The sequence below is a fragment of the Nostoc sp. genome (assembly GCF_036917395.1).
GTDB lineage: Bacteria > Cyanobacteriota > Cyanobacteriia > Cyanobacteriales > Nostocaceae > Nostoc.
Map to the genome: position 1 here is coordinate 31084 of NZ_JBALDI010000003.1, position 23753 is coordinate 54836.

General features: G+C 43.0%; 26 protein-coding genes, 1 tRNA gene and 1 pseudogene. 13 read left to right on the forward strand and 15 right to left on the reverse strand.

The window, feature by feature from the left end:
• Positions 1 to 46: 46 nt before the first annotated feature.
• The 5 genes and pseudogenes from V7K46_RS01430 to V7K46_RS01450 form a co-directional block, all read right to left on the reverse strand.
• Complete coding sequence (locus V7K46_RS01430) at positions 47 to 1834, reverse strand: DUF3352 domain-containing protein (RefSeq protein WP_335110345.1); 1788 nt, start codon at positions 1832 to 1834, stop codon at positions 47 to 49.
• A gap of 464 nt (positions 1835 to 2298) precedes the next feature.
• On the reverse strand, positions 2299 to 2862 hold the full coding sequence (locus V7K46_RS01435; protein WP_335110347.1) for a Uma2 family endonuclease: 564 nt from the start codon (positions 2860 to 2862) through the stop codon (positions 2299 to 2301).
• A 31-nt stretch (positions 2863 to 2893) separates the two neighbouring features.
• Positions 2894 to 2998 (reverse strand): annotated as a pseudogene (locus V7K46_RS01440) (Uma2 family endonuclease); the annotation flags it as partial.
• A 232-nt stretch (positions 2999 to 3230) separates the two neighbouring features.
• Complete coding sequence (locus tag V7K46_RS01445; protein WP_335110349.1) at positions 3231 to 3794, reverse strand: Uma2 family endonuclease; 564 nt, start codon at positions 3792 to 3794, stop codon at positions 3231 to 3233.
• 31 nt (positions 3795 to 3825) lie between these two features.
• On the reverse strand, positions 3826 to 4401 hold the full coding sequence (locus V7K46_RS01450) for a Uma2 family endonuclease (RefSeq protein WP_335110351.1): 576 nt from the start codon (positions 4399 to 4401) through the stop codon (positions 3826 to 3828).
• Positions 4402 to 4498: 97 nt separating this feature from the next.
• Between V7K46_RS01450 and V7K46_RS01455 the strand changes: the two genes are divergently transcribed.
• Positions 4499 to 4735, forward strand: coding sequence for a hypothetical protein (locus V7K46_RS01455; RefSeq protein WP_335110353.1), 237 nt, complete (start codon positions 4499 to 4501; stop codon positions 4733 to 4735).
• A gap of 290 nt (positions 4736 to 5025) precedes the next feature.
• On the opposite strand, the gene V7K46_RS01460 is transcribed toward V7K46_RS01455, so the two are convergent.
• Complete coding sequence (locus V7K46_RS01460) at positions 5026 to 5649, reverse strand: chorismate lyase (RefSeq protein ID WP_335110355.1); 624 nt, start codon at positions 5647 to 5649, stop codon at positions 5026 to 5028.
• Between the two features lie 127 nt (positions 5650 to 5776).
• A tRNA-Leu gene (locus V7K46_RS01465) sits at positions 5777 to 5859 on the reverse strand.
• Positions 5860 to 6253: 394 nt separating this feature from the next.
• Here V7K46_RS01465 and accC point away from each other — a divergent pair.
• Positions 6254 to 7597, forward strand: coding sequence for an acetyl-CoA carboxylase biotin carboxylase subunit (accC, locus tag V7K46_RS01470; protein ID WP_335110357.1), 1344 nt, complete (start codon positions 6254 to 6256; stop codon positions 7595 to 7597).
• Positions 7598 to 7866: 269 nt separating this feature from the next.
• Here accC and V7K46_RS01475 read toward each other — a convergent pair whose 3' ends face one another.
• The gene (locus V7K46_RS01475) at positions 7867 to 8160 is read right to left on the reverse strand and encodes a YggT family protein (RefSeq protein ID WP_335110359.1); all 294 of its coding nucleotides are present in this window, start codon (positions 8158 to 8160) and stop codon (positions 7867 to 7869) included.
• 295 nt (positions 8161 to 8455) lie between these two features.
• Between V7K46_RS01475 and psbX the strand changes: the two genes are divergently transcribed.
• From psbX to V7K46_RS01495, 4 genes are all read left to right on the forward strand, one after another.
• On the forward strand, positions 8456 to 8575 hold the full coding sequence (gene psbX, locus V7K46_RS01480; RefSeq protein WP_335110361.1) for a photosystem II reaction center X protein: 120 nt from the start codon (positions 8456 to 8458) through the stop codon (positions 8573 to 8575).
• Between the two features lie 248 nt (positions 8576 to 8823).
• The gene (locus tag V7K46_RS01485; protein WP_335110363.1) at positions 8824 to 9738 is read left to right on the forward strand and encodes a Ycf66 family protein; all 915 of its coding nucleotides are present in this window, start codon (positions 8824 to 8826) and stop codon (positions 9736 to 9738) included.
• 47 nt (positions 9739 to 9785) lie between these two features.
• On the forward strand, positions 9786 to 10346 hold the full coding sequence (locus V7K46_RS01490; protein ID WP_273766882.1) for a TolB family protein: 561 nt from the start codon (positions 9786 to 9788) through the stop codon (positions 10344 to 10346).
• Between the two features lie 108 nt (positions 10347 to 10454).
• Positions 10455 to 10979 carry a TolB family protein gene (locus V7K46_RS01495; RefSeq protein WP_335074352.1) on the forward strand — a complete coding sequence of 175 codons (525 nt, stop codon included), beginning with the start codon at positions 10455 to 10457 and terminating at the stop codon, positions 10977 to 10979.
• A gap of 199 nt (positions 10980 to 11178) precedes the next feature.
• On the opposite strand, the gene V7K46_RS01500 is transcribed toward V7K46_RS01495, so the two are convergent.
• Positions 11179 to 12186, reverse strand: coding sequence for a succinate dehydrogenase/fumarate reductase iron-sulfur subunit (locus V7K46_RS01500; RefSeq protein WP_335110366.1), 1008 nt, complete (start codon positions 12184 to 12186; stop codon positions 11179 to 11181).
• Positions 12187 to 13656: 1470 nt separating this feature from the next.
• Here V7K46_RS01500 and V7K46_RS01505 point away from each other — a divergent pair.
• From V7K46_RS01505 to V7K46_RS01515, 3 genes are all read left to right on the forward strand, one after another.
• Entirely contained in the window at positions 13657 to 14094 is a 438-nt protein-coding gene (locus V7K46_RS01505; RefSeq protein ID WP_335110368.1) for an AbrB family transcriptional regulator, read from the forward strand.
• A 185-nt stretch (positions 14095 to 14279) separates the two neighbouring features.
• Positions 14280 to 15149, forward strand: a complete 870-nt coding sequence (locus tag V7K46_RS01510; RefSeq protein ID WP_335110370.1) for a CPBP family intramembrane glutamic endopeptidase — start codon at positions 14280 to 14282, stop codon at positions 15147 to 15149.
• Between the two features lie 123 nt (positions 15150 to 15272).
• Entirely contained in the window at positions 15273 to 15893 is a 621-nt protein-coding gene (locus V7K46_RS01515) for a hypothetical protein (protein WP_335110372.1), read from the forward strand.
• A gap of 122 nt (positions 15894 to 16015) precedes the next feature.
• On the opposite strand, the gene V7K46_RS01520 is transcribed toward V7K46_RS01515, so the two are convergent.
• The 4 genes from V7K46_RS01520 to V7K46_RS01535 form a co-directional block, all read right to left on the reverse strand.
• Positions 16016 to 17137, reverse strand: a complete 1122-nt coding sequence (locus V7K46_RS01520; protein ID WP_335110374.1) for a geranylgeranyl reductase family protein — start codon at positions 17135 to 17137, stop codon at positions 16016 to 16018.
• 137 nt (positions 17138 to 17274) lie between these two features.
• A complete protein-coding gene (gene frr, locus V7K46_RS01525) occupies positions 17275 to 17823 on the reverse strand; it encodes a ribosome recycling factor (RefSeq protein ID WP_335110376.1) in 549 nt (182 codons plus the stop codon).
• Positions 17810 to 18538: a UMP kinase gene (pyrH, locus tag V7K46_RS01530; RefSeq protein WP_334872975.1), complete on the reverse strand. Its 729-nt coding sequence runs from the start codon at positions 18536 to 18538 to the stop codon at positions 17810 to 17812. The genes frr and pyrH overlap by 14 nt, the downstream gene beginning before the upstream one ends.
• Positions 18539 to 18609: 71 nt before the next feature.
• A complete protein-coding gene (locus V7K46_RS01535; RefSeq protein WP_335110378.1) occupies positions 18610 to 19164 on the reverse strand; it encodes a thioredoxin family protein in 555 nt (184 codons plus the stop codon).
• A gap of 467 nt (positions 19165 to 19631) precedes the next feature.
• Between V7K46_RS01535 and V7K46_RS01540 the strand changes: the two genes are divergently transcribed.
• Complete coding sequence (locus V7K46_RS01540) at positions 19632 to 20531, forward strand: alpha/beta fold hydrolase (protein ID WP_335110380.1); 900 nt, start codon at positions 19632 to 19634, stop codon at positions 20529 to 20531.
• A 42-nt stretch (positions 20532 to 20573) separates the two neighbouring features.
• On the opposite strand, the gene V7K46_RS01545 is transcribed toward V7K46_RS01540, so the two are convergent.
• Both V7K46_RS01545 and V7K46_RS01550 read right to left on the reverse strand, forming a co-directional pair.
• On the reverse strand, positions 20574 to 20927 hold the full coding sequence (locus tag V7K46_RS01545) for a hypothetical protein (protein ID WP_335110382.1): 354 nt from the start codon (positions 20925 to 20927) through the stop codon (positions 20574 to 20576).
• A 138-nt stretch (positions 20928 to 21065) separates the two neighbouring features.
• Positions 21066 to 21770 (reverse strand): diacylglycerol/polyprenol kinase family protein, encoded by a 705-nt coding sequence (locus V7K46_RS01550; protein WP_335110384.1) that lies wholly within the window; start codon positions 21768 to 21770, stop codon positions 21066 to 21068.
• A 61-nt stretch (positions 21771 to 21831) separates the two neighbouring features.
• On the opposite strand from V7K46_RS01550, the gene yidD reads away from it, so the two are divergent.
• The 3 genes from yidD to ychF all read left to right on the forward strand — a co-directional run bounded on the left by yidD (position 21832) and on the right by ychF (position 23738).
• Positions 21832 to 22068, forward strand: a complete 237-nt coding sequence (gene yidD / locus V7K46_RS01555; RefSeq protein ID WP_335110386.1) for a membrane protein insertion efficiency factor YidD — start codon at positions 21832 to 21834, stop codon at positions 22066 to 22068.
• A gap of 305 nt (positions 22069 to 22373) precedes the next feature.
• A complete protein-coding gene (locus tag V7K46_RS01560) occupies positions 22374 to 22601 on the forward strand; it encodes a hypothetical protein (RefSeq protein WP_335110388.1) in 228 nt (75 codons plus the stop codon).
• A gap of 45 nt (positions 22602 to 22646) precedes the next feature.
• Positions 22647 to 23738, forward strand: a complete 1092-nt coding sequence (gene ychF, locus V7K46_RS01565; RefSeq protein ID WP_335110391.1) for a redox-regulated ATPase YchF — start codon at positions 22647 to 22649, stop codon at positions 23736 to 23738.
• The last annotated feature ends 15 nt before the right edge of the window (positions 23739 to 23753 follow it).

A 23753-nucleotide genomic window follows, 5' to 3' on the forward strand; every position in this document is an offset into this window, starting at 1 on the left:
GAGTTAGGAGTACAGACGCGATTAATCGCGTCTTTTCCAATTGCTGTTATGGAGAAATTGTAGATGGTGTAGCAGAACTGCTCTTACTCCTTTCTGGACTAGGCAATGTAGTCATGTTGGTAACTTTTTTGAGTGCAATAAAAATGTCATAACGGTTACTGCGACTGTCGCTGACAGCAGATGTCATCCCAATTGAGCGCGTTGCATCTAGCAAAGTTTCTTGATTGGGAATTAGAGTTGGTAAAGGGAAATTTTTCACAGTTCGTTCCACATCCAAGAAAAATTGACCATTTGTCGGGTTTGGTTCTGTAGGAACTGTTTGTTGGAAGGGAAGAGTGCTAGCTAGTGTGTTGTTGGGTTGGGGAACAATTTTATCAGTGATCGGAGCGCCCACTACTAAAAAGGCGATATCTCCATCTAACCAGCCGTGGGTGGCAGTTAACGTACCATAAGGTGAAACCCAGTTAACAACGGGTTGACCTGCGACTTTTGCCGATTGGACTTGGAACTGGTATTGATTTCTCATCACTTCATCAAGCTGTTTTATCGATGCTTCAGCTGATTGGCGTAGGCTTTGCCCGCCGTCGGCATCGCTTGCCTGTACCATGAACACTAAACCCGCACGAAAATCATCCGGTGAACCTTGTTTTGGAGTGGTAGGAATCACTGATAAGGAAAATTCGCCTTTCATCCAATTGAGCAAATCCTTATCTAAATCGAGATTGGTAAGAGATTTTATACTACCTCTGATCTGTTCTGGTGCGATCGGCGAGAGGGGATTTCCCTGAGATGTTAAAACGTAATCTCCCCACAACCGCTGCAAGTTACCGCCAGAGAGCATCATTAAGGTTTCCGCTGGGACACGGCTTTGCATTTTCCCAGCTTTGTTTTCCACCGCCAGCACCCGTTGACTATTAGGGTTTAGCCAAGAAACGCCCTTTAAGCGAATTCCTTCTGGCTCTAAGGTCATTGTCCCCGCTAAACCTTGGTTATTTTGCAGTTGAGCTAAAACTTGAGCAGGTAAAGGACGGTTTGGAGAAGCTGCGGCTATTTTGGCTGCTGTTGGCACATTTACGTAAAACTGGGCAAAGGGTTGGTAATTGGCAATTTTCGGAAAATTCTCAGCAAAGCCCCCTGTTGTCGCTAGGGATGTTTTATTTTTGTAGGCGTCAATTGCTCGTTCTGTGGCTTTGGAACTATCAGTTATGACTAAAAAACGCCCATCTAGTAATGCCGCTGAGAAGTTCTCCCCTGCTTGTCCCTCACTTTGTTTGATGGCGATTCCTTGATAAGTACGGTCAATCCATTTGCCTTGTTTAAGGGTTTTCGGTCGTGCCAAAATGTTTTTGGCGATTTCTGGGTCTTTCACTGGCAATACTATTACCATCGACTGCTGATCGTTAGCAGTATCTTCATCGGTGGTAGCAACTGGTTTGGGTGTAGGTTTACTCGCTGTGTCTGGGGCAAGAAATGCGATTGTGACGTCATCGCCTACCCAAGGAGCGACATCTTTCTGGAAGTCGTAACCATTATTAGTCAGAAAGCGATCGCGCAATTGTACTAAATTTTTATCCAGTTCTGCTTGGGTTTCTTTTGTCCCAAACTGCCGCAATTTCTGCCACTGCTGGGGATCTGTTGTCAGAGAAACCGCAAACAGGGCATCACTAGGAATAATATTTGCACCTACTAGCTCGCTGGAAAGTGGTTGTCTCTGGCTTAACAACCAGTATGCCACGCTCCCTGCACCAATCAATAACCCAGCAGCCGAGAGCGTCAGCACCAAAGACGGTTTCTTATTTTTCTTCATCGGAACAGACACAAGAGGCGGTGCCATTGAAACCTATACCTTATACTTGCAAACTCATTACTTGTTTGATTGGTTAAGTTAACCAAAAACTTTCTCGTTATCTAGGGCAGTTAACTGCATAAATTTCTCCATCCTAGACACAGATGATATTTCTGTAATAAACCTTCCCAAGTCTTTAAAAAGCTATGTTTTTGGCTCAGTTACCATTTTTAACACGGTTTGTTGAATTTCGTCGGACGTTTCCCTAAGATTAATTCCTCAGTCGGAAAGTTTCCGCAAGTAAATCCGTTAGTCCAAGCAATTTGAGAATATAACTAACTGGACAAAGCCGCAAGTCATGATTAGCTGACATTACTCTGAGTTGGCAAAGCTTCCGTTCGTTCCAGAAAAAGGAATATGAAGTACTTTGGCTATAATTTTTAATCAGCGATCGCATCTTTTAGATTGACAATGTGGTAAGCAAAGCTATGCCCTGAAAGCTTATTGCCTACCTATACTTGCAACTCAAATCCAGGTAATATATCTTCTCCAGAAAGAATCGCTGGCATTTGCACAACTTCTACAGCCTTCAAAAGTCGGTAAATTTCCACTTTTGCATCTTGAGGATTAATCAGCCAACCTAAACGCAGACCATTTTTGATGTATTCCTGCATTTTCTCTTGAATCTGTGCCAGCCGATCTGTCTCTGAACGCAGTTCAATCAGAAAGTCGGGTACAAATGGCGGAAATTTTTTTCGTTGTTCTGGTGTTAAAGCTTCCCAGCGCTCCAATTTTACCCAAGCAGCATCAGGGGAACGTTTTGCACCGTTGGGAAGTATAAAGATAGTTGAAGAACTAAAAACTTTCCCTAATTTAGCTTGACGATTCCAAATTTCTAAATCAGCGATCAGTCCAGCTTCTTGATTTCCGCTTTCTCCTCCTACTGGTGGCATAATGATTAATTCTCCGGCTGCATTCATTTCCAGGCTTAAATCACGATTGGCAATACACAATTGATAAAATTGCTCATCGGTTAAATGAGCAATCGGTTCTAGATTTAGCACAACAGTATTCATTAAACCTATCCTCGTGCCTTTGTTGCTAACATCAGTCGGAAATTCTTGCTTGTTGGAAGATTTGTTGAGGCGTAATTTCTAGCCCTTCAAATAAGGAATCTTCTAACCTATAAGTACCACGCTTGGTTTCGCCTAATAACGGCAAATCATCACCGAAAACTCATTAATTTAACGGCATTCCTACCAGAGGCGATCGCTGTAACAATAATTCAACGTTCCTTTGATAATTTAATTGTATGATTTCAGCTACTTGGTTTTGCTCGGTAGCGATGCCTGCGGCGGGCTGCGCCTACGCGCCACATCATAAGTGCAGTATTTTTTGGGAGAATGCGGCAAGCAAGGCTATGCTCTGAAAGCTTATTGCCTACCTATACTTGCAACTCAAATTCAGGTAATATATCTTCTCCAGAAAGAATCGCTGGCATTTGCAGAACTTCTACAGCCTTCAAAAGTCGGTAAATTTCCACTTTTGCATCTTGAGGATTAATCAGCCAACCCAAACGTAGACCATTTTTGATGTATTCCTGCATTTTCTCTTGAATCGATGCAAGCCGATCTGTCTCTGAACGCAGTTCAATCACAAAGTCGGGTACAAGTGGCGGAAATTTTTTTCGTTGTTCTGGCGTTAAAGCTTCCCAGCGCTCCAATTTTACCCAAGCAGCATCAGGGGAACGTTTTGCACCGTTGGGAAGTATAAAGATAGTTGAAGAACTAAAAACTTTCCCTAATTTAGCTTGACGATTCCAAATTTCTAAATCAGCGATCAGTCCAGCTTCTTGATTTCCGCTTTCTCCTCCTACTGGTGGCATAATGATTAATTCTCCGGCTGCATTCATTTCCAGGCTTAAATCACGATTGGCAATACACAATTGATAAAATTGCTCATCGGTTAAATGAGCAATCGGTTCTAGATTTAGCACAACAGTATTCATTAAACCTATCCTCGTGCCTTTGTTGCTAACATCAGTCGGAAATTCTTGCTTGTTGGAAGATTTGTTGAGGCGTAATTTCTAGCCCTTCAAATAAGGAATCTTCTAACCTATCACTACCGCGTTTAGTTTGAGGGAGAATATCAGGATATAAAATAGTAATAGTTTTTGCTCTAGTATCAATAATCCAAACTCGTTGAACTTTAGCTTTTAGATAATCAGTTGCTTTTTCTGTCATTTCTCCGAAAGTTTGACCAGGGGAGATAATTTCAATGACTAATTCGGGCGCAACAGGACAAGCCTCATCTTGCAACCAATCAGTAGAAAGACGGTTATAAGAAATATATGTTAAATCTGGTACAGGAACCCAGTCTTGTTGATTTCGTGTTAGCTTAATTGCCCATTCAATTACAACTCTTCCCTTTCCTTGCGCCCATGCAGACAATAGTAGAAATAACGCACCTGTTATAGAACTATGAAAAAATTTTGGTGACATTACATCGTTTTTGAATTTGGGAACAGCTTCTCCATCAATGAGTTCGGAGATGATGTCTCCTTCGGGAAGTGCGAGAAATTCTTCGAGGGTGAGTTGGGTTTTGAGTTGAATCATGGTTGGTTTTGGGGGATGACTCTATTTTAGATTTTTACCGATCTCAAATACTTCATCTGGGATTTCCTGTTTCTACTTTTAGGCATTCCCGCTTCTTTTGTCAAAGACGCTATGCGTAGCTTGCTTCCACGTTCGTGCTAGCGTCTTTGTTGGCGCAGCCTCTCTGTCAGGAGAAGGAGAAGGGGTACGGGTTGCCGTAGGCATCGCTTGTGTAGGTAAATTACTCATAGGTCTTTTACGATACCGCTGCCAGTTACTTCTCATCTTGGCGGTAGCCTGCGGCAAGCCACTACGTGTCTACGCTAAATTAAGCTTTTCGGCGATTTTTGCGTAATACCAATTCACTAAAATAATGAAACAGATGTAAACCATGAAAGTCTTGCTACATCTAAGTTTTTTAATTACGAATTGCGTTAGCGCAGCGTAAAGCCTTCTCTACGAGAGGCTGCGCCAACGGCATAGCTTCGCTTAGAGCGAGTCTTCTCCCTTGGCGTTAGCCTCTCCCTTTGGGAGAAGGGGAGACGCTAAGAGCGAACGAGCGTCATTGCGAATTGTGAATTGGTATAAGTCCTGAATTATCTAAATAGCAATCAAAACTCAAAAGCAATATTCTCTTCAGGCTTTTTACTGATTTTTTGAATTTAATTGCATAGCTCCCAAATATTTGGTTAAATAAGGCGAAAAAACTTCATAAATTAAAGTCAGTGGTTGTCCATGATGCCAAAACAAGTAATGGCGACCCCAAAAAGGCCCAGTTACATCAAAACCAGACTCTAGCGCCGATGAGTCACCGTAGTAAATTCCTCGAACATCCCGATACAACTCTGTGCGAAGACGAGCCAAACTAGCCCAAATTGGTAATGAACGGTTTTGCAAATATTCATCTACATGACTGGCTTCCCACCACGAAGTGGCGTAAGCTAATCGTTGACCTGAAGCTGTACGCAGCCATACTTGTCGCCGTAGTCGTGGCCCTGGGACAGTTTGGATTAATTCAGGCGCACCATCCAAATCCATGCCAATCAATGACATATCAATCACATCTACTTCTACAGGCTCACCTGTAAGCAATTCTAGGTGACGTGTTGGAGAGCCGTCACCCAAAAGCATTAGTTGCCAAGCAGGTGCTAACTGAGTATGAGGTAAACTTTGTTGAATTATTTCCTCCCCTCCTTGCCAAATCGGAGTGAGGCGATGCCAAGCTGCTGGCAATGTTAAGTTGTTTGTGGGCGTAAAAGTAATACTCAATGCTTTTTACAAAACTTCACCTATCTCTATAAAAGCATAAAAAACCTTAGCTCTACCCAGATTTAAGGGTCAACAATCTAAGGTGTTTTGAGCCTTAACTATTGACCCTTGACTAATAAACAAAATATGCGGATGGTGAGACTCGAACTCGCAAGGGCATTGCCCACACGCACCTCAAGCGTGCGCGTATACCAATTCCGCCACATCCGCACGGGTTGTCTAAACATAGACTATAGCATAAGAAAATAATTATAGTAAGGTGATATCTAAATTATATTTCTCAAAAATATAAATTTCCTCAAGGCGGTATCAGACTGACAGAAATCTAGCCTCTGCACAAGTGATATTAAAAAGGGTAGAGCTACTGTAGGAGGTGCGGTGCGATGTCTACGACGGGCTACGCCTACGCAAAAGCCCATTTTGCCAAGCTAGCTAAGACTTACAGTAATTAAGATCCATAGAGGCAGCAAGCTTGCAATATGAAAGTTTGCTTAGAATCAGGGTGGCGAATCTCCTGTGATAATTTGAAATAATGCGAAAGCGTCGTTTCAAGTTGGATAGCGAGAAAATGTCAATCTACTGGTAATGATATCGAAACTAAAAAATGAAGTTTGACAAAATATTAATTGCCAATCGGGGAGAAATCGCCCTTCGCATTCTCCGCGCCTGTGAAGAAATGGGGATTGCGACAGTTGCAGTTCACTCCACCGTTGACCGTAATGCTCTTCACGTCCAACTTGCTGATGAAGCGGTTTGCATTGGTGAACCTGCTAGCAGTAAAAGTTATTTGAATATTCCCAATATTATTGCTGCCGCACTGACGCGCAATGCGACTGCCATTCATCCAGGCTATGGCTTTTTGGCAGAAAATGCCCGGTTTGCGGAAATCTGTGCTGATCATCATATTGCTTTTATTGGCCCAACTCCAGAAGCTATCAAGCTGATGGGGGATAAATCCACTGCCAAAGAAACCATGCAAAAAGCTGGAGTCCCGACAGTACCTGGTACTGAGGGGTTAGTAGAATCTGAGGAACAAGGATTAAAATTCGCCAAAGATATCGGCTATCCAGTGATGATCAAAGCCACAGCGGGTGGCGGCGGACGGGGTATGCGCTTAGTTCGTTCTGAAGATGAATTTGTCAAACTTTTCCTGGCGGCCCAAGGGGAAGCAGGAGCAGCTTTTGGGAATTCTGGCGTTTACATAGAAAAATTTATTGAACGTCCCCGCCACATCGAATTTCAAGTTTTGGCGGATAATTATGGTAATGTTATCCACTTGGGCGAACGGGATTGCTCTATTCAGCGCCGGAATCAAAAGCTACTAGAAGAAGCACCAAGTCCGGCTCTCGACCAAGACCTGCGCGAGAAAATGGGACAAGCTGCTGTCAAAGCTGCCCAATTCATTAACTACAGTGGGGCGGGTACTATCGAGTTTCTCTTGGATAGATCGGGTAAATTCTACTTTATGGAAATGAACACCCGGATTCAAGTAGAACATCCTGTAACAGAGATGATTACTGGAATAGACTTGGTTGCCGAACAAATTCGGATTGCTCAAGGGGAAAGACTCAAGCTTACCCAAGAGCAAGTAGTTTTGCGGGGTCATGCGATCGAATGCCGGATCAACGCTGAAGATCCTGATCACGACTTTCGCCCTTCTCCTGGACGGATTAGTGGCTATCTTCCCCCTGGAGGGCCTGGTGTTCGGATTGATTCGCACGTTTACACAGATTACCAAATCCCGCCCTACTACGATTCCTTGATCGGCAAGTTAATTGTTTGGGCCCCAGATCGACCCACTGCTATTAACCGCATGAAACGCGCACTCCGGGAATGTGCTATCACTGGACTACCCACTACTATCGGGTTTCATCAAAAAATTATGGAAACTCCACAGTTTTTGCAGGGTAATGTCTATACAAATTTTGTGCAGGAAATGAACAGTTAAGGGAGTGGAGAGTGGGAAGTCAGGGGGAGCAGGGGAGCAGGGAAGCAGGGGGGAAATAACCAATGCCCTATGCCTCCTCAATTTTGGATTTGCCTCTTCGAGTCAGACGCTACGCACAGTTGCTCTAAGCGAACGCAAGAGCGTCTATAAGAGTTGCCATGCCGTAAAGCCTACGGCATAGCTACGCTTAGGCGCAGCCTCTGGTAGAGAAGGCTTTACGCTGAATCCAAAATCCAAAATCTAAAATTCTTCTGCCCCATGCCCCATCCTTAATTAACACGAGACAGCATAGTCAGCAATCCTTGCTGACCTAGCAGGATTTCTCGCAGCAGACTGAAGATACCAACCCAAATAATAGGTGTAATGTCCACCCCGCCTAAAGGTTGGACTAGCTTTCGCAAGGGCACTAAAAATGGTTCAGTAGGCCAAGCTATTAAATTAAAGGGCAAACGATTCAGATCCACTTGCGGATACCAAGTGAGAATGATCCGAAATATAAATAAAAATGTCATCAGCCCTAACACAGGGCCAAGAATCCAAGCAGTCAGGTCAACACCAGTCATCGGTTTAAGCTACTATCTATCTAAATTTAGGCAACGGCAAGCCCTTCAGGTTCGCGTAGGCGTAGCCCGTCGTAGACATTGCCACAAAATTTTAAGCTTTGTAAAGCACTCTCATGATCATTTTAACCAAATGCTGTCACTTCCTTCTGAAATAGAAAAGCGAACTAGCTCACGCGGTTAACTCAACAACTGGTGAAAGCAGTTAACAAGTTTAGTAGTTCCGAGTTAGAGGCTTCTCAAGAAAGTAATACACTATTAAAATTAGGATGAAGTGTGTAAAAAAAGGTTGAGAAGTATGACGCCTTCTTTAGCAAATTTTCTTTGGAGTCTGCTATGGGGTACTGCAATTGTTGTGATACCCGTTATAGTTGGTCTAGTTTTCATTAGCCAAAGAGATAAAATTCAGCGTTCATAATGCTTATGAAAGTTGAATTGACTCTCATAATCGATTATCTGTCAGCTATCTAGATTAATTGCACCAAAAACAGCAGTGTTTACCGCTAGGAGCAGTTGTAGCTGATAGAAGTAGGTGTTTTTATTTTTCGGTCAACGGCTTCAGAGCTTCTTTGCCAGAGGCTTTGAAGCTTCAATATATCGTGACTAATTAGAGTAGTGATTTTAATTGTGACTCGCTAACATAGATTTGATATTGGGAAAACAGCAATGATAAATTTTGGGCTGAACTCAGCCAGTTTTCTGGCTCAGGTAAATTTTGGGGCAAACTCAGCCAGTATTCTAGGAATTTTCCTGGCTGTGGCTGGGGCAGCACTGTATTTTCTCCGCACTGTGCGTCCAGAATTGTCACGGGATCAAGATATCTTTTTTGCAGCAGTCGGCTTGCTCTGCGGCTTCATTCTCGTGTTTCAAGGATGGCGGCTAGACCCGATTCTACAATTTGGTCAATTGCTTTTAGTTGGCACAACTGTATTTTTTGCAGTTGAAAGTATCCGCCTGCGAAGTATAGCTACCCAGCAAGCAAAACGTAACACTCCGATTGTGGATGAAGACCGACCGATTAGCGATCGCTATTCGTACAATGATCGCAGAAAGTATCAAGCTGAGATGGATGCAGACTTAGATCCATTACCTTATGAAGAAGAGGAGCGCCCTGTGCGTCCCCGGATTCGGGGTAGCAGGGATGAGATTTCAACTCGTGATGATTACTACGAGGAGCAACCCCCCCGTCGTTCAGAACGCCGTAACAGCAGCAGTAGTGAAAAACAGGCTCCAACTGATAAAACGCGGCGGCGGACTTCTGGGCGGACTGTGAATCGCCCTTCTGAAAGCTCTGAAGAAGAGAATTGGGGTTCTTCATCTAGGCAAGTTGATGATTGGGAAAGTTCAGCAGGGGAGGTCAGAAAACCTTCTCGGCGTAGTAATAACGGGTCTGCGCGTCCAGAAAGTCGTGAAGATGATGTCGCTCCCAGACCAAGAAGGCGTCGTCCACCCACTGACTCAACTCCTCGAAGAGGGCGCGAAGATGATGAGGCGATCCCAACTGATTATGTACCATACAACCCGGTTGAAAAGCCAAATGAGGGGCTAGATAATTCGACCGATTTTGATGACGATGTTTAAAACAGTTGGTGTGGAGGTAATTTTAGAGGCGACGGAAAACAGTTGAGGTGAAAAAATTTACGCCTATATTTTGGCTCCAAAGACCTATTCATTGGAGCCTGGTTTTTAGTTTAACAAGTTTGCTTGTATCTTGCGGTTCTAACGATATTCCCATAGGGCCTACTTCCCTCAATAGTCGCTACACCGAGGAGCAGCCTGCTTTGAGTGGAAATGGGCGCTTTTTAGCGTTTGTATCTAATCGAAATGGTAATCAGCAGCTACTAGTCTACGATTTGGAGAGGCAACTCTTTATTGGCACACCGGGCATAAATCGACAGGAAACAATTGCTGAAAGTCCCAGTTTGAGCTACACCGGGCGTTACATTGCTTATCTTACTAGTGACCAAGGTAGACCAGTAGTGGCGCTTTATGATCGCGCTACGCAACAGTCACAAATCGTCACGCCAATCTATCGCGGCTGGGTGAGAAAACCAAATATCAGCCCAGATGGACGTTATGTTGTTTTTGAAACCGCCAGCCGTGGTCAGTGGGATATTGAAGTCCTAGACCGGGGGCCAAATATTGAGTTAGATATTCCTAATGGTGCAACTGTAGGTTCACCTCCCTAAGAGTTAGGAGTTAGGAGCAAAGCCGGAGACGCTCCGCCTCCGGTTATGAGTTAGGAGTTGTGAGACTATTGACTATTGACTAATGACTAATGACTAATGACTAATTATATGAAACGTATTTTTTTTATACCTGTATTTATATGTTTAAGTTTATTGACTGGGTGTTTTGGCTACCCTCGCATTTTGAGTTATCCCTTTGATCCGGGGGGTCGAAGTCTCAATAGTTTAGCATCAGAATTAAATCCCCAAATCTCTGGGAGATACATTGTTTTTATTACTGACCGACGCGGTAGCCAAGATGTTTATATGTTTGATACGGTGACTCGTGATTTGGTTGATTTGCCAGGTTTAAACTCCTTTGATGCGATCGCAACTCATCCTAGCGTTTCACAAGATGGTCGTTATATTGTGTTTGGTGCTAGTCGTCAGGGGCGATCGGCCATTTTTCTCTACGACCGGGAAACACGTCAATCACGGAATTTGACTAATAATCTGCAAGCGGAAGTCCGCAACCCTACAATTAGCGCTGATGGTAGTAGGATTGCTTTTGAATCTAGTAACAATGGGCAGTGGGATGTTTTAGTATATGACCGTTATGGACAACCGTTGAATATCCCTCAAGAACCACGTTGAAAAATGGGGAGTGGGGAATGGGGAGTGGGGAATGGGGAGTGGGGAATGGGGAGTGGGGAATGGGGAGTGGGGAATGCGGGATGGGGCATTGGGCATGGGTAAGAGGACTTGGGGACAAGGAGAAAGACTTGTTGCAAGTTCTCACTCAAGTCGCCTTGTCACCTTGTCCCCCTGCCCCCTGCCCCCCACTCCCCACTCCCTACTCCCTACTCCCTTCTACCTGTTGCACAGATTCAATGAGCGATCGCACTTGTTGCGTCCCTTCTGAAGGTTCAAATGATAGGGGGAATTTACCCCGGATGATCATCCGCAAACCGAGGGGTGCAAGATTGAGTAATCCTTTTAAATCTTTAAAGTAGTTACCGACAACTTGTAAACCAAATTGACGTTCATCAATCCAACCACCTTCTTTAACTAAATCCACCAATACTTTCCGGTGACGAATTGAACGACTGTCGCTGACTTGTTTTTGGGTGAGAATTTCTTGTTTAATTTTGGTGATTTGTTCTAATGGTGCAACTTCCATTGGACAAACTGAATCGCAGTACAAACAACGGGTGCAACCCCATACGCCTTTAGTACCTTCGTTGTAGCTTGCTAAACGATTTTGGGTGTCGCTATCGCGGGAGTCTGCTACCATCCGGTAAGCTTTGGCAAGGGCATGGGGGCCAACAAAGTTTGGATCAACTTCACGGGCGTTGCATTCCGAGTAACAAGCACCACACATAATACAGTTGCCAGTTTGATCGAGGCGCGATCGCTCTTGGGGTGTTTGCAAAAACTCTCTTTCTGGAACTTGTCGGGCTGCTGTACTCACATAAGGAGCAACTGCCTCTAAATTATTCCAGAAACTGCTCATATCTACAACTAAATCTTTAATCACAGGCATATTGCCGAGAGGGGCGATCGTGATTTCGGCAATGGCATTTACTTTACTTTGGGATGATGGTATTTGTTGTAATCTAGCAAGTTCGCTGCCAACATTTTCCTTACAAGCTAAAGCCGAACGCCCATTAATTCGCATAGCACAGCTACCACAAATGGTATTGCGGCAATTTTTGCGAAACGCCAAAGTTCCATCTTGCTCCCACTTAATATGATTCAGGCAATCTAGGATTGTATTACCTGGTTCTGCCTCTACAAGGTAGGTTTGCACAACAGGGGAGGAATTTTGTTGCTGTCGAATGACCTTAAAAATGACTTCCATAATCACTAACTAAAATTTTAAAATTGCTTTCCCAGCCTCAACAATCATCAGTCAACGCAGGTAGTTGCAAAAAGTAAGCTATCCTCTTTTTGCCTTTAATTAAAACCCTGGTGTTAATTGGCCGACGACAAAAAAGCGAGTGATTCTAGTTTAAGGATAACCATTAAAATTTAACTTGTAGCACCGATGTAAGCAATATTTGTGTCAAAATCTGAGATAAAACGCCAAAAATGTAATTGTAGCTTTGCATTGAATTTACCTGTTTAGGAATGTAAAGGAAAGAGTGTTTGCTGAGAGAGGGACTTACGTTCATCTCTGACCTGGTGATAATATGCAAATTAAATGCATGTTAGGTTAGCAACACGTCTTGATGTCAACTTGAGTCAAGCAGTCCTAGCTGGAAAATTCGGTCAAGCGGTAACGAAGGCGGAACTTTTTGATTATATAGAAGTGTGAAACCACATGTTCAATATATAGTAGTAGCAATCAAGCGCTAGGCAGATGTTAAGAAATTTATTCTTCCCATAGACAGACGTACAAAATCCTCTGACCGCTTTTGACCTTAGGATAATAAACCGAGGAAAAATCCTCACCACTTTTAAATAAAAGTTTTTGCACCGAAAAACCCGGATATACGAGACTTTTCGCTTTTTGGCTTCCTCTCAATCAAGAAAATCTTGGATTGAACTCATTGGTCAAAACTGCTCGTCTCAATTATATAAATTTTTATAAAAGCCATAGGCCAATACTCACGCTTGCAATAAAGGGTTGCGAAAATCGTCACTGCTTTTTTCTTCTTTAAGTCCAGAAATTTAAATAAAAATTTACTAGCAACTTTAATTCAAAATTAAACAACTATTTTGCTATTATTAGTCCATGCTAGTATTTGATATAAAATTACGAAGTGACAAAACCAGAATCAAGAGCCGTATCAGCGCGGTTACTACTGCTTTGTTGATTCGTAATGTAGAGACAAGAGAATTCGCGTCTCTACTGGCAGGACAAAAGGGCATAAGCCCGTAGGACTCTATTGAAATACTATGCTATCCAAAGCTTGAGAGGACGAGTAGAGAAAACTCTACTTGCTCATTGGCAAGAAAGGCAAGCACTGAAAGTGAAAAACCTGCAATTTATTGGGTCTACGACTTATTTGCAGTAGAACCAACACAATTTGTAAAGGTGGCTGAAAGTTACACCGCTACAGTAGCGCCAAAGGAGAAAATAGTTTTCTTTCTGATGGCGAAGAATGGTTAAAAGTGCCGTAATATCACAAAAATTAATGTCTGTGGCAACTATGGCCTTTAGTTGGTTGTAGACAACCATAATAGAAGTGCTTTTGGCTCCTATCGGCAGGAATTCACCCGTTACATTAGGGTCTTCAGTAGCTCTATGCAAATGCTAAAAAGCTAAATGCTGGCATAAGACTACATCGTTTATCAGTTTGGAGAGAGTAAGGAAAATTTGAGCATAATGACTGAAACTGCAACCGCACCATTAACTGGAAAAGCACTACTTGCTAAAGTAAAAGAACTTTCCACTTTACCACGCCGAGAAAGAGCTAAACAGTGCGGCTATTACACTGTTACTAAGAATAACCAGGTTCGTGTCAATCTCACCGATTTTTATGACGCTTTGCTATCAGCTAGAGGAATTCCTCTAAGTCCAGAAGCACCTAAAGATGGTCGTGGTCGTGAACCGACCTATCGGGTTAGCGTCCATCAAAATGGTCAAATTGTGATTGGTGCTACATATACCAAAGCAATGGGTTTAAAACCTGGCGATGAGTTTGAAATTAGGCTGGGATACAAGCATATTCACTTGATTCAACTCGGTGAAACTGATAAAAAACTAACCTCACAAGATGTAGATTCTGACGAATCAGACGAAGATTTGGAAGACGAAGACTAAATTTGCTGATGGTAGGGATAAGTTTCAGGTGATGATAACTTGTCCTTACCCTGACAGCACACTAATAGCTCTATTTAAAAAATTTTGCCCCAGGTAAAAAATACGATTAGACCCCTTGCAGAAGTCACCAAATTTAGTAGAGTCTTGATTAATCAGCAAGAAATCTATAGTGCAAGAAGTCTATCGTGTTTTTTTTGTTTATTTTGATAACTTTCTTTGAGCCTTCGGTCAACGCCTTACTGGCGTTTATGGAAAATGCACCAGCACTAGTTGTAGTGATGGCATTTTTCATTTTCTGGATAGTTTGTTGGTTGCCGATCGCAACAGGATCAGCAATATTGCTCAATTGGCAACCTCCCAAACCTTTGCAGCCAGAGCAAAAAATACCATTATTGGCGTCACTTTACCTATTAGCTCCCCTGATTCTGTGGGGAGTTAGTTGGCTAACCAATAAATCTTTTTCAGATTACGGCTTTGTTGGGAATCTTTCAACTTTTGGTTCTTTAGCACTAGGTTTTGGTTTGGGAGTGGTGAGCCTAGCTATTGTATTTAGTGGGCAATTTGGGTTAGGTTGGTGTTCTTTTGAAAAGACGAATTTCAAGTTACTACTACCCATCTTGCTACCGATTTTTTTGATAGCGTTATTAGTCGGTGGGATAGAAGAGTTAGTTTTTCGCGGTTTCCTGTTCACTGAATTAGCGCAGGATTACCCAATTTGGATAGCAGCAGCAATTTCTAGCTTGATTTTTGCCTTGCTACACCTAGTTTGGGAGCAACGCGAAACCGCACCCCAACTTCCTGGATTGTGGCTGATGGGAATGGTGCTGGTATTGGCACGCTTTGCTGGGAACGGCAATTTAGGTTTAGCTTGGGGACTGCACGCGGGATGGGTATGGGCGATCGCTACCCTGGACACAGCAGAACTAATTACTTACACAGGTAAAGTCTCTGACTGGTTTACAGGTAAGAATAAAAAACCCCTAGCTGGCTTGGCAGGAATTATTTGTGTGTTGGGAACTGGAGTAATTATCTGGTTTTTCTCTAGGTATTTTTAATTTTGCTCGCGTTAAAGTGCAATATTTGAGAGGCGAGCCTGCTAACCAAGCTTGGCTTTCAAATAATATCTTGCAAAGACGGGCAAGCCATGCACAATTAAAATAGAACTGGAGCATGAGTCTATGGCATATAGTGATTTTAGTCTCGTTAAAGTCAGAGATGCCTTTGGCTTAACTTTGCAAGAGACACATAATCTGTTTCTGACTGTAGGCGGGGTGCAGCCCTCTGACCTGCTAAAGCGGTTGCTGGATGAAAACCTAATTTTAGCAACTGCCATTAACAGCGAAAAAGCTCGTTCTGAATTCTTAATCGCTCCTATTCTGTCTGAGGTAAGGCGACAGTTAAATTATCAGATCAGCTTATTTTCAGGTACAGAGTTCAATATTGATCCTGCTCAAGGACTCTCAGGTTTTTGTGACTTCATCCTCAGTGCATCTGGTGAACAGTATTTTATCAGTGCTCCAGTGGTGACAATAATTGAGGCGAAAAACGAAAATATTATTGCAGGGCTGGGGCAATGTGCAGCCACAATGATTGCTGCTCAGATATTTAATCAAAGGGCAGGAAATGAGATTCCAGTCATCTATGGAGTAGTGACAAGTGGAACCGCTTGGAAATTCTTAACTTTAGAACAGAATATTGTTTGCATTGACTCAATTGAATACTATGTTAATGCAGTCGCTCAGATTCTGGGAATTATATTGCACACCTTTGAAAGTTCCTTATCTAAAACCTTAGTTTAGATAAATGGGAAGTAGATAGGCATAAATAAAGTGAAAATAGGGCGGGTAGACGCCCACCCGACAAAAGATGATTGATTTTGTGAGGTGGGCATCTCCTACCTTAGAGATTCGTTACCTAATCCCTAACCTCCAAAACCAGGGATTAAACGCTTGAGAGCGCGACCGGCAACATCACCATAGCGCAGTTCTCCGCACAGAATCTTACCCATGATTTGGGCACCGGAAGGGCGCTTAACACCAACTTTGTAGCCAATGCCTGGAAAGCGATAGAATGCTCCAGCTAATTTTTGCGCCCAAGCCATCTCAGTACCCCATTCTTCATTAATGGCTTCACTATATTTTTCTAAAGCATTGGTATCACCAGAAAGAGCCTCATTAATGGCTCCTGCTGCAATCAAACCGCTAAAAATTGAAGGGCGAATGCCTTCTGCTGTCATTGGATCAACTACACAAGCAGCTTCCCCAGCCAAAACTGCATTTTGAGTATGCAACTTTTGGTTGCCATCCCACAAGCAAAGGGGATAACCATACTGCTTGCTAGTTTTGATATCTAGATTAAACGATCGCGCGTACTCATCTAAAATCTTCTTAAAGTCTTGAGGTTCGCCACCGATAAATGTACCGACACCAATGGAATAACCATCAGCTTTTGGGAAGTTCCAAATATAGCCATTTTTCACCAAGCCAAACTCAAAGTGAATTGTGGATTTGTCCTTCACAGTTGCGGCAACTTCTGCTTCCAAAGCTCCTGCTAAACGACGTTTACGTTCTTTGAAGCCTAGCCATTTTGCCATTGGACCTTTGACACCATCAGCCGCGATTAAGTAGCGACCTATAACTGGCCCATTGGCTGTGTTAACTTGCCAATGGTCACTTTTAAACTCAATACCCGTTACTTCAGTATTATCTCGTAGTTCAGCCCCATGCTTCTGTGCTTGCTGCACTAGGAAATGGTCAAAAATATCTCGTCGCACCATCCAGACTGGTTCTTTTGTGGCGATTTTTGCTTCCACGGGGTCGCCCAATTTCCAAGTAAAGCGAAGGGAGTCGGCTTTGACAGAAATCGCTGGGCTAAAATCAAAGTCAAACCATTGAGCGATCGCTGGAGATACACCACCGCCACAAGGTTTATACCTTGGCAGGGATTCTTTTTCTAACACTAATACTGAGCGACCTTGCTTGGCTAAATGATATGCAGCTGTTCCACCAGCTGGCCCAGCACCGACGATGATGCAGTCGTACATATGGCTGAATTTTTGCTCCGGAATTAGTTTATTTTCTATTGAAATACTTGATCAATTTTTGTTAGATACCTAAGAAATGATAAAGGCTGAAGAATTTATCCATCATCCTTCAGCCTTTATGCTTCAGACTTTAGACTTTAAACAGTCGTAATGTCTTTTTCTTTTTCTGCCAGCAATTCATCTACTCTTGCAGTGTATTTGTTTGTCAGTTTTTGTAGTTTGTCTTGCTGATCTCGTGCCTCATCTTCAGAAATTTCAGTATTTTTTTCCTGTTTGCGAATCGAGTCTATGGCTTCGCGGCGAATGTTACGAATAGCAACACGACCCTCTTCAGCATATTTAGATGCCATTTTGACGAATTCTTTCCGGCGATCGCTTGTCAAGGGCGGAATATTCAGCCGAATCACGGAACCGTCATTGCTGGGGGTTAAACCCACATCTGAGAGGGAAATCGCTTTTTCGACTATATTTAAACTTTTGCGATCATAGGGTTGAATTAAAATCGTCGTAGCATCTGGTGTACTAATGTTTGCCAGTGATTTCAAGGGCGTAGGCGAACCGTAATAGTCCACTGATACCTTATCTAATAGACTCGCATTGGCGCGACCAGTGCGAATCGTGTTAAAAGATCGTTGAGTTGACTCAACGGTTTTTTGCATCGTACTTTCAGCTTCAGCTAATTTCACAAGAACCTCCCACAAGGGTGCCGATGGATTCTCCCAAGACTGCTCGGTGGATGTTTCCTCGCACCGTTAGGTCAAATACCAGAATTGGAATATTATTTTCTTTACACAAGGCGATCGCAGTACTATCCATCACCCGCAAATCTTTGGCTAAAACGTGCGCGTAGGTGAGGCTATTGTAACGCTTCGCCTCAGGATAAATATGAGGATCAGCGTCATACACTCCGTCTACTTTGGTGGCTTTAAAAATCACTTCAGCATCAATTTCTGCGGCTCTTAATGCCGCAGTGGTGTCTGTAGTAAAGAAGGGGTTTCCAGAACCAGCACCAAAAATTACCACCCGTCCTTTTTCAAGATGGCGGATGGCACGACGACGGATATACGGTTCCGCTAATTCTTGCATAGCGATCGCAGTTTGCACCCGCGTCTGTACCCCTATACGTTCTAGCGAATCTTGCAGCGTCATGGCGTTCATTACCGTGGCAATCATCCCTATGTAGTCAGCAGTTGCCCTGTCCATCCCCGCCGACGCCGCTTTGACGCCACGAAAAATATTGCCGCCGCCAACAACGATGGCCATTTGAGTCCCAGTGGCTATCACCTCTGCTACCTCTTGTGCTATTCCTTTGACCACTTCTGGATCAATGCCATAGCCCATGTTGCCCATTAAGGCTTCACCGCTCAGTTTGAGTAAAACCCGTCGGTAATTCGTTCCCATGAAGTTACGCTTTATCAAAAAAGTTGCAATTGCCTCCAATTTAAGATAGCAGTTACAGGGACTATCTATGTCTAGTTACGCCAAATTAATGTAGTACCTATTGCTTCTGTTTGTGGTATGTCTATTTCTTGAGCAAGAAACAGAGAAGCGATCGCAGTTTTTAAATAATCTTCTCCCACTGCTGATGCATCTTGAGGATGATTGTCAATTTGTCCTTTGTAGCGTACTATACCATTAGTATCTATTAAAAAGGCCATTGGTGTTTTTGTAGCACCAAAACTGCGGGTCACATCTTGCGTCGAGTCCCAGAGGTAGGGAAAGTTCAAGTGGTGATACTGAGCAAAAGCTTTCATATTTTCAAAGCTTGACCTAGTATGGTAATTACCATCACTACCATTCATGCCAATTAGTGTGAAGCCTTCTGGGGCAAATTTGGCTTGAATGTTTTTCAACCTGTCTATATACCACTCTACATAAGGACAGTGGTTACACATGGAAATAACGCCCACTGCTCGGAACTTCTCAAGATAACGCCTGAGATGGTGTACTTGACCATCAATACCTGGCAGTTCAAAATCTGGTGCGTAGCTCCCAACAGGAGTATCAATTGTTTCTAATATATTCATGTTTTCTGGATCGCAGAACTAGGAACAAGAAAAATATTGTTAGATTCAGCGTCAGTTTCCAGTTGCAAACCACCCTTTAGCCGATGCCTCATATTCGACAATCTTATAGACTTGTATTGGCTGTCGTAAATTGTGAAACTACTGAATCTAACACTGATGCTAATTAGCCCACATCAAAAATAGCGAAAATAGTACTCGCATTATAAGAGTTATAATTCCTAATACTGACATAATCTAAGTTGTGAGTAAATTACCTCTCTCAACAAGATTAAAACTCTCTATGCTGGATAAAACTATCAGCTTGATGCTAGTGTTTTCAGCCTAGAAGCTTTCGTAGTATACGTCTAAGCTATCAGTAGAGCAAAAGATTTATTTTTAAAATCTGATAAATTTTATCCAAATCCCAAACAATTTTCCTTACACCCTGCTGCTGAAAGGCTTTTACCCTTGCATTCATCAAATTTCCCATGACAACCTCAAGTTCAAAAACAGCACTTAGCCCTACAAAAACCTGGCTTTGGCAAGATTTCCCTATCTGCTATCAAACCCAAGGAACCACAGGGCCAGCTGTTATCCTCGTGCATGGATTTGGTGCTTCTTGGTGGCACTGGCGAAAAAATATTCCTGTGTTAGCACAAAATTGCCGTGTTTATGCTATTGATTTGATTGGTTTTGGCGGTTCCGCAAAACCTCAACCTGGTGAAAAAATTGCCTACACATTAGAAACCTGGGGACAGCAAGTGGCAGATTTTTGCCGCGAAGTTGTGGGTGAGCCAGCTTTTTTAGTCGGAAATTCTATTGGCTGTATTGTAGCCATGCAAGCAGCAGTAAGCAATCCAGATATTGCCTTGGGAGTTGCTTTGCTCAACTGTTCTTTGCGGCTGTTGCACGATCGCAAACGGGTAACTTTACCTTTATCTCGTCGTTACGGAGCGCCTTTGCTGCAACGCTTACTATCTATTAAACCAGTTGGCGATTTCTTTTTCAATCAACTCGCCAAACCGAAAACAGTGCGAAAAATTCTGCTGCAAGCTTATGCGAATGCTGAGATGGTGACAGATGAGTTGGTAGATATTCTCACTTCACCAGCAAGTGATCCGGGGGCTGGGGCTGTTTTTCTTGCTTTTACTTCTTATTCCACAGGGCCATTACCAGAAGACCTTTTACCACTGTTAGCTTGTCCTGCGATTATTTTGTGGGGAACGGCTGATCCGTGGGAACCAATAAACTTAGGTAGAGAATTAGCTAACTTTCCGCAAGTAGAAAAGTTTATTCCTTTAGAGGGAGTGGGGCATTGTCCCCAAGATGAAGCGCCGGAGTTAGTCAATCCGATTTTACTCGATTGGATTTTGGAGCGATCGCGGTAATCATCTGTGAGAAGTTAGAATAGTGTAAATTTTGTCAATCAGCTAAAAAACACTTGCATACTGACTGTAAACAATAAAGACGACAATTCCAACGAAAATAAAGAGGACTAAAGTAGCTATTAAACCACGATGTCGAGAGACAACATCAAGAAGTACTAGTAGCCAGAATAAGGCAATCTCAACTGCGCTAGCAATGAACACAAGTCTGAAATTTAGTTCAATTTTTGGAGCCTGTAAACCGAATAAATAAAGCCTTGCTAAAGAACCGCCTTGACGAGCGGACGATATTATTAGCTGCGACTGTACCAAGTTAACTAATAACCAAATAATTACTATGCCTCCCATTACTGTCAATACAACAGCTAGTCCTTTAAATAATCGATTTATAAGCATCATTTTTTGCTTCTAGAATAAAATTTTGACATAATGATAAGTATTGTTAAGTTCAAAGATATCGTCCAATTTCCTTTCTAAATCTAAAATGTAGTGCTACTTTCTTTAAGACATTGTTTGAAATAGCACTCAAGGCAATTACTAATTCAACAAAACTAACTGAGTTAAAAAGAAGGCAAGTGCTGCACTGCCTAAGGGAACTGTCAAATTGTCAATACCTAAAAATGAAACAGCTTCTAAACCAGTAGCGATAAATGCAACTAACAGGGATATCGCCCAAGTTTGCCAACTGTTTCCTTGAGTTCCAACTAAAATCAAACTACTGACGAGATAGCTAACGAGCATCATAGTTAGGGAGCCTTCCCAACTTTTTTGCGTCCCAAAAACTTTATACTTGTGTGTACCAAAGCGTTGCCCAATTAAGGCTGCTAATCCATCTCCCCAAGTCATTATCAAAATTCCGAGGGCTGCGTACTGGGGTTGTTGCAAGTACCAGAACCAGGCAACTAAAATACCGAAACTGACAGAGTAAAAAAAAGTCCCTAAACTTTGGCGTCCGACGCTATTAATACCAGGAAGAATGGGCAATCGGTATGATAATAAGGTAATTACACTCGCTAAAATAGAAGCTGTAATCCCTACACTGGCGGGGATATCGAGCCACCAAGCGATTAAAATCACATTCCCAGTGCCAATATGAACTATCTTCCGCACGATTTCTGGCTTGTCGGCGAAGCGGTTTACCACCCATGCAATCAGGAGGATGAGTAGCACCCAAATTGCAGCCGACGCAATTTGCAGCCAGAAAACCGGAATTGAGGTGAAGTCAGAAAATGTAATTAACAAAGATGCGACAAAATGAAAATTTTTACACCTGTTACTAATTTATAAGATTTGGGTAACTGCAATGAAACTATTATTTATTTGGCTGATTCGGGGCTACCGAATGTTTATATCGCCGTTGTTTCTCCCGACTTGTCGTTTTCAACCAACTTGTTCGATGTATGCCATTCAAGCTATTGAACGATTTGGAGTGTTGCGTGGTGGGTGGATGGCAACTCGGCGGATTTTGCGCTGTCATCCGTTTCATCCAGGTGGTTACGATCCAGTGCCAGAAATGGTAGAAAAGGTAAAAGAGCAGTAGTTTAGTACAGCTTTGCGTAAATCGTAGTGAATTGAGGGTTGAAATTTAAACGCAGAGGGGAGGCAGCGCGTTGCGGGGGTTCCCCCCGTTGTAGCGACTGCCGTCGCGCAGAGGGGAGGCAGCGCGTTGCGGGGGTTCCCCCCGTTGTAGCGACTGCCGTCGCGCAGAGGGACACAGAGAACTGTAATGACAAGAGCGGTAAATTATTAAAGGAAGTGTTCGTGGGTATAGCCATTTGGGGAGATGTCAACAGATGAGGTTGTCATCTACTTTAGAAAGGTTAAATAATTTAATTTAGACTTACCATGATTAATCCTACTGCGATTTCTATACCCGAACCACAAATTCCCAATCCTAGCCCAAACCCGCTACCTAGTCCCAATCCTGAACCGAATCCGCTACCTAGTCCCGAACCTGTACCGGGGCCAGCGATACCCCAACCTTTACCGGGACCTGTACCAGAACCAGTACCTGCTCCGATTCCTCAAACAGTACCTGCTCCCATTCCCCAAACCATACCGGAACCCGTTTGAATTACCTTGGTAATGTAATCCAAAATCCAAAATCTAAAATCCAAAATGCTAAGAGCCGGAATTGTCGGACTTCCCAACGTCGGAAAATCTACTTTATTTAATGCTGTAGTTGCTAATGCCAAGGCAGAAGCAGCTAACTTCCCTTTTTGCACGATTGAACCGAATGTCGGCGTTGTCGCAGTCCCGGATGAACGGTTAAATGTTCTTGCTAAAATTGCCAGTTCAGCACAAATTATCCCGGCGCGGGTGGAATTTGTAGATATCGCCGGTTTAGTTAAAGGTGCAAGTCAGGGTGAGGGACTAGGGAATCAATTCCTGTCCCACATCCGGGAAGTTGATGCGATCGTCCATGTGGTACGTTGTTTTGAGAATGATGATATTATCCACGTTGCTGGTTCTGTTGACCCAGCGCGAGATATTGAAATCATTAATATAGAATTGGGCTTATCAGATTTAGCACAAATTGAGCGGCGAATTGACCGGACTCGCAAACAAGCTCGTACCAGCAAAGACGCACAGTTTGAAATCACAGTCTTGGAAAAATTAGCTGCGGTTTTAAATGAAGGTAAATCGGTGCGTCAGGTGAGCTTGAATGAAGAAGAAGCAGTAATTATTAAAGGATTAGAACTCCTCACTTATAAACCAATTATCTATGCTGCCAATGTATCTGAGGATGAGTTGGCAACTGGTAATCATTTTGTGGAAACAGTGCGGCAAATTGCCGCCACAGAAAATGCCCAAGTTGTAATAGTTTCTGCCCAAGTTGAAGCTGAATTAGTAGAATTACCAGAGTCAGATAAAGCTGATTTCCTGGAGTCTTTAGGTGTGGAAGAAGGCGGTTTGAAGTCGTTGATTCGGGCAACTTACATGCTTCTAGGCTTACGGACATATTTCACCTGCGGTCCTAAAGAAACCCGCGCTTGGACAATTAATGCTGGAATGTCTGCACCTCAAGCCGCAGGTGTAATCCACAGTGATTTTGAGCGGGGATTTATTCGCGCCGAAACAGTCGCTTATAAAGACTTGGTAACTACTGGTTCGACGAATGCTGCGAAGGAGAAAGGGTTAGTTCGTAGTGAAGGAAAAGAGTATGTTGTGCAGGAAGGGGACGTAATGTTGTTCCGATTTAACGTGTAGGGGTAATTAATTAAG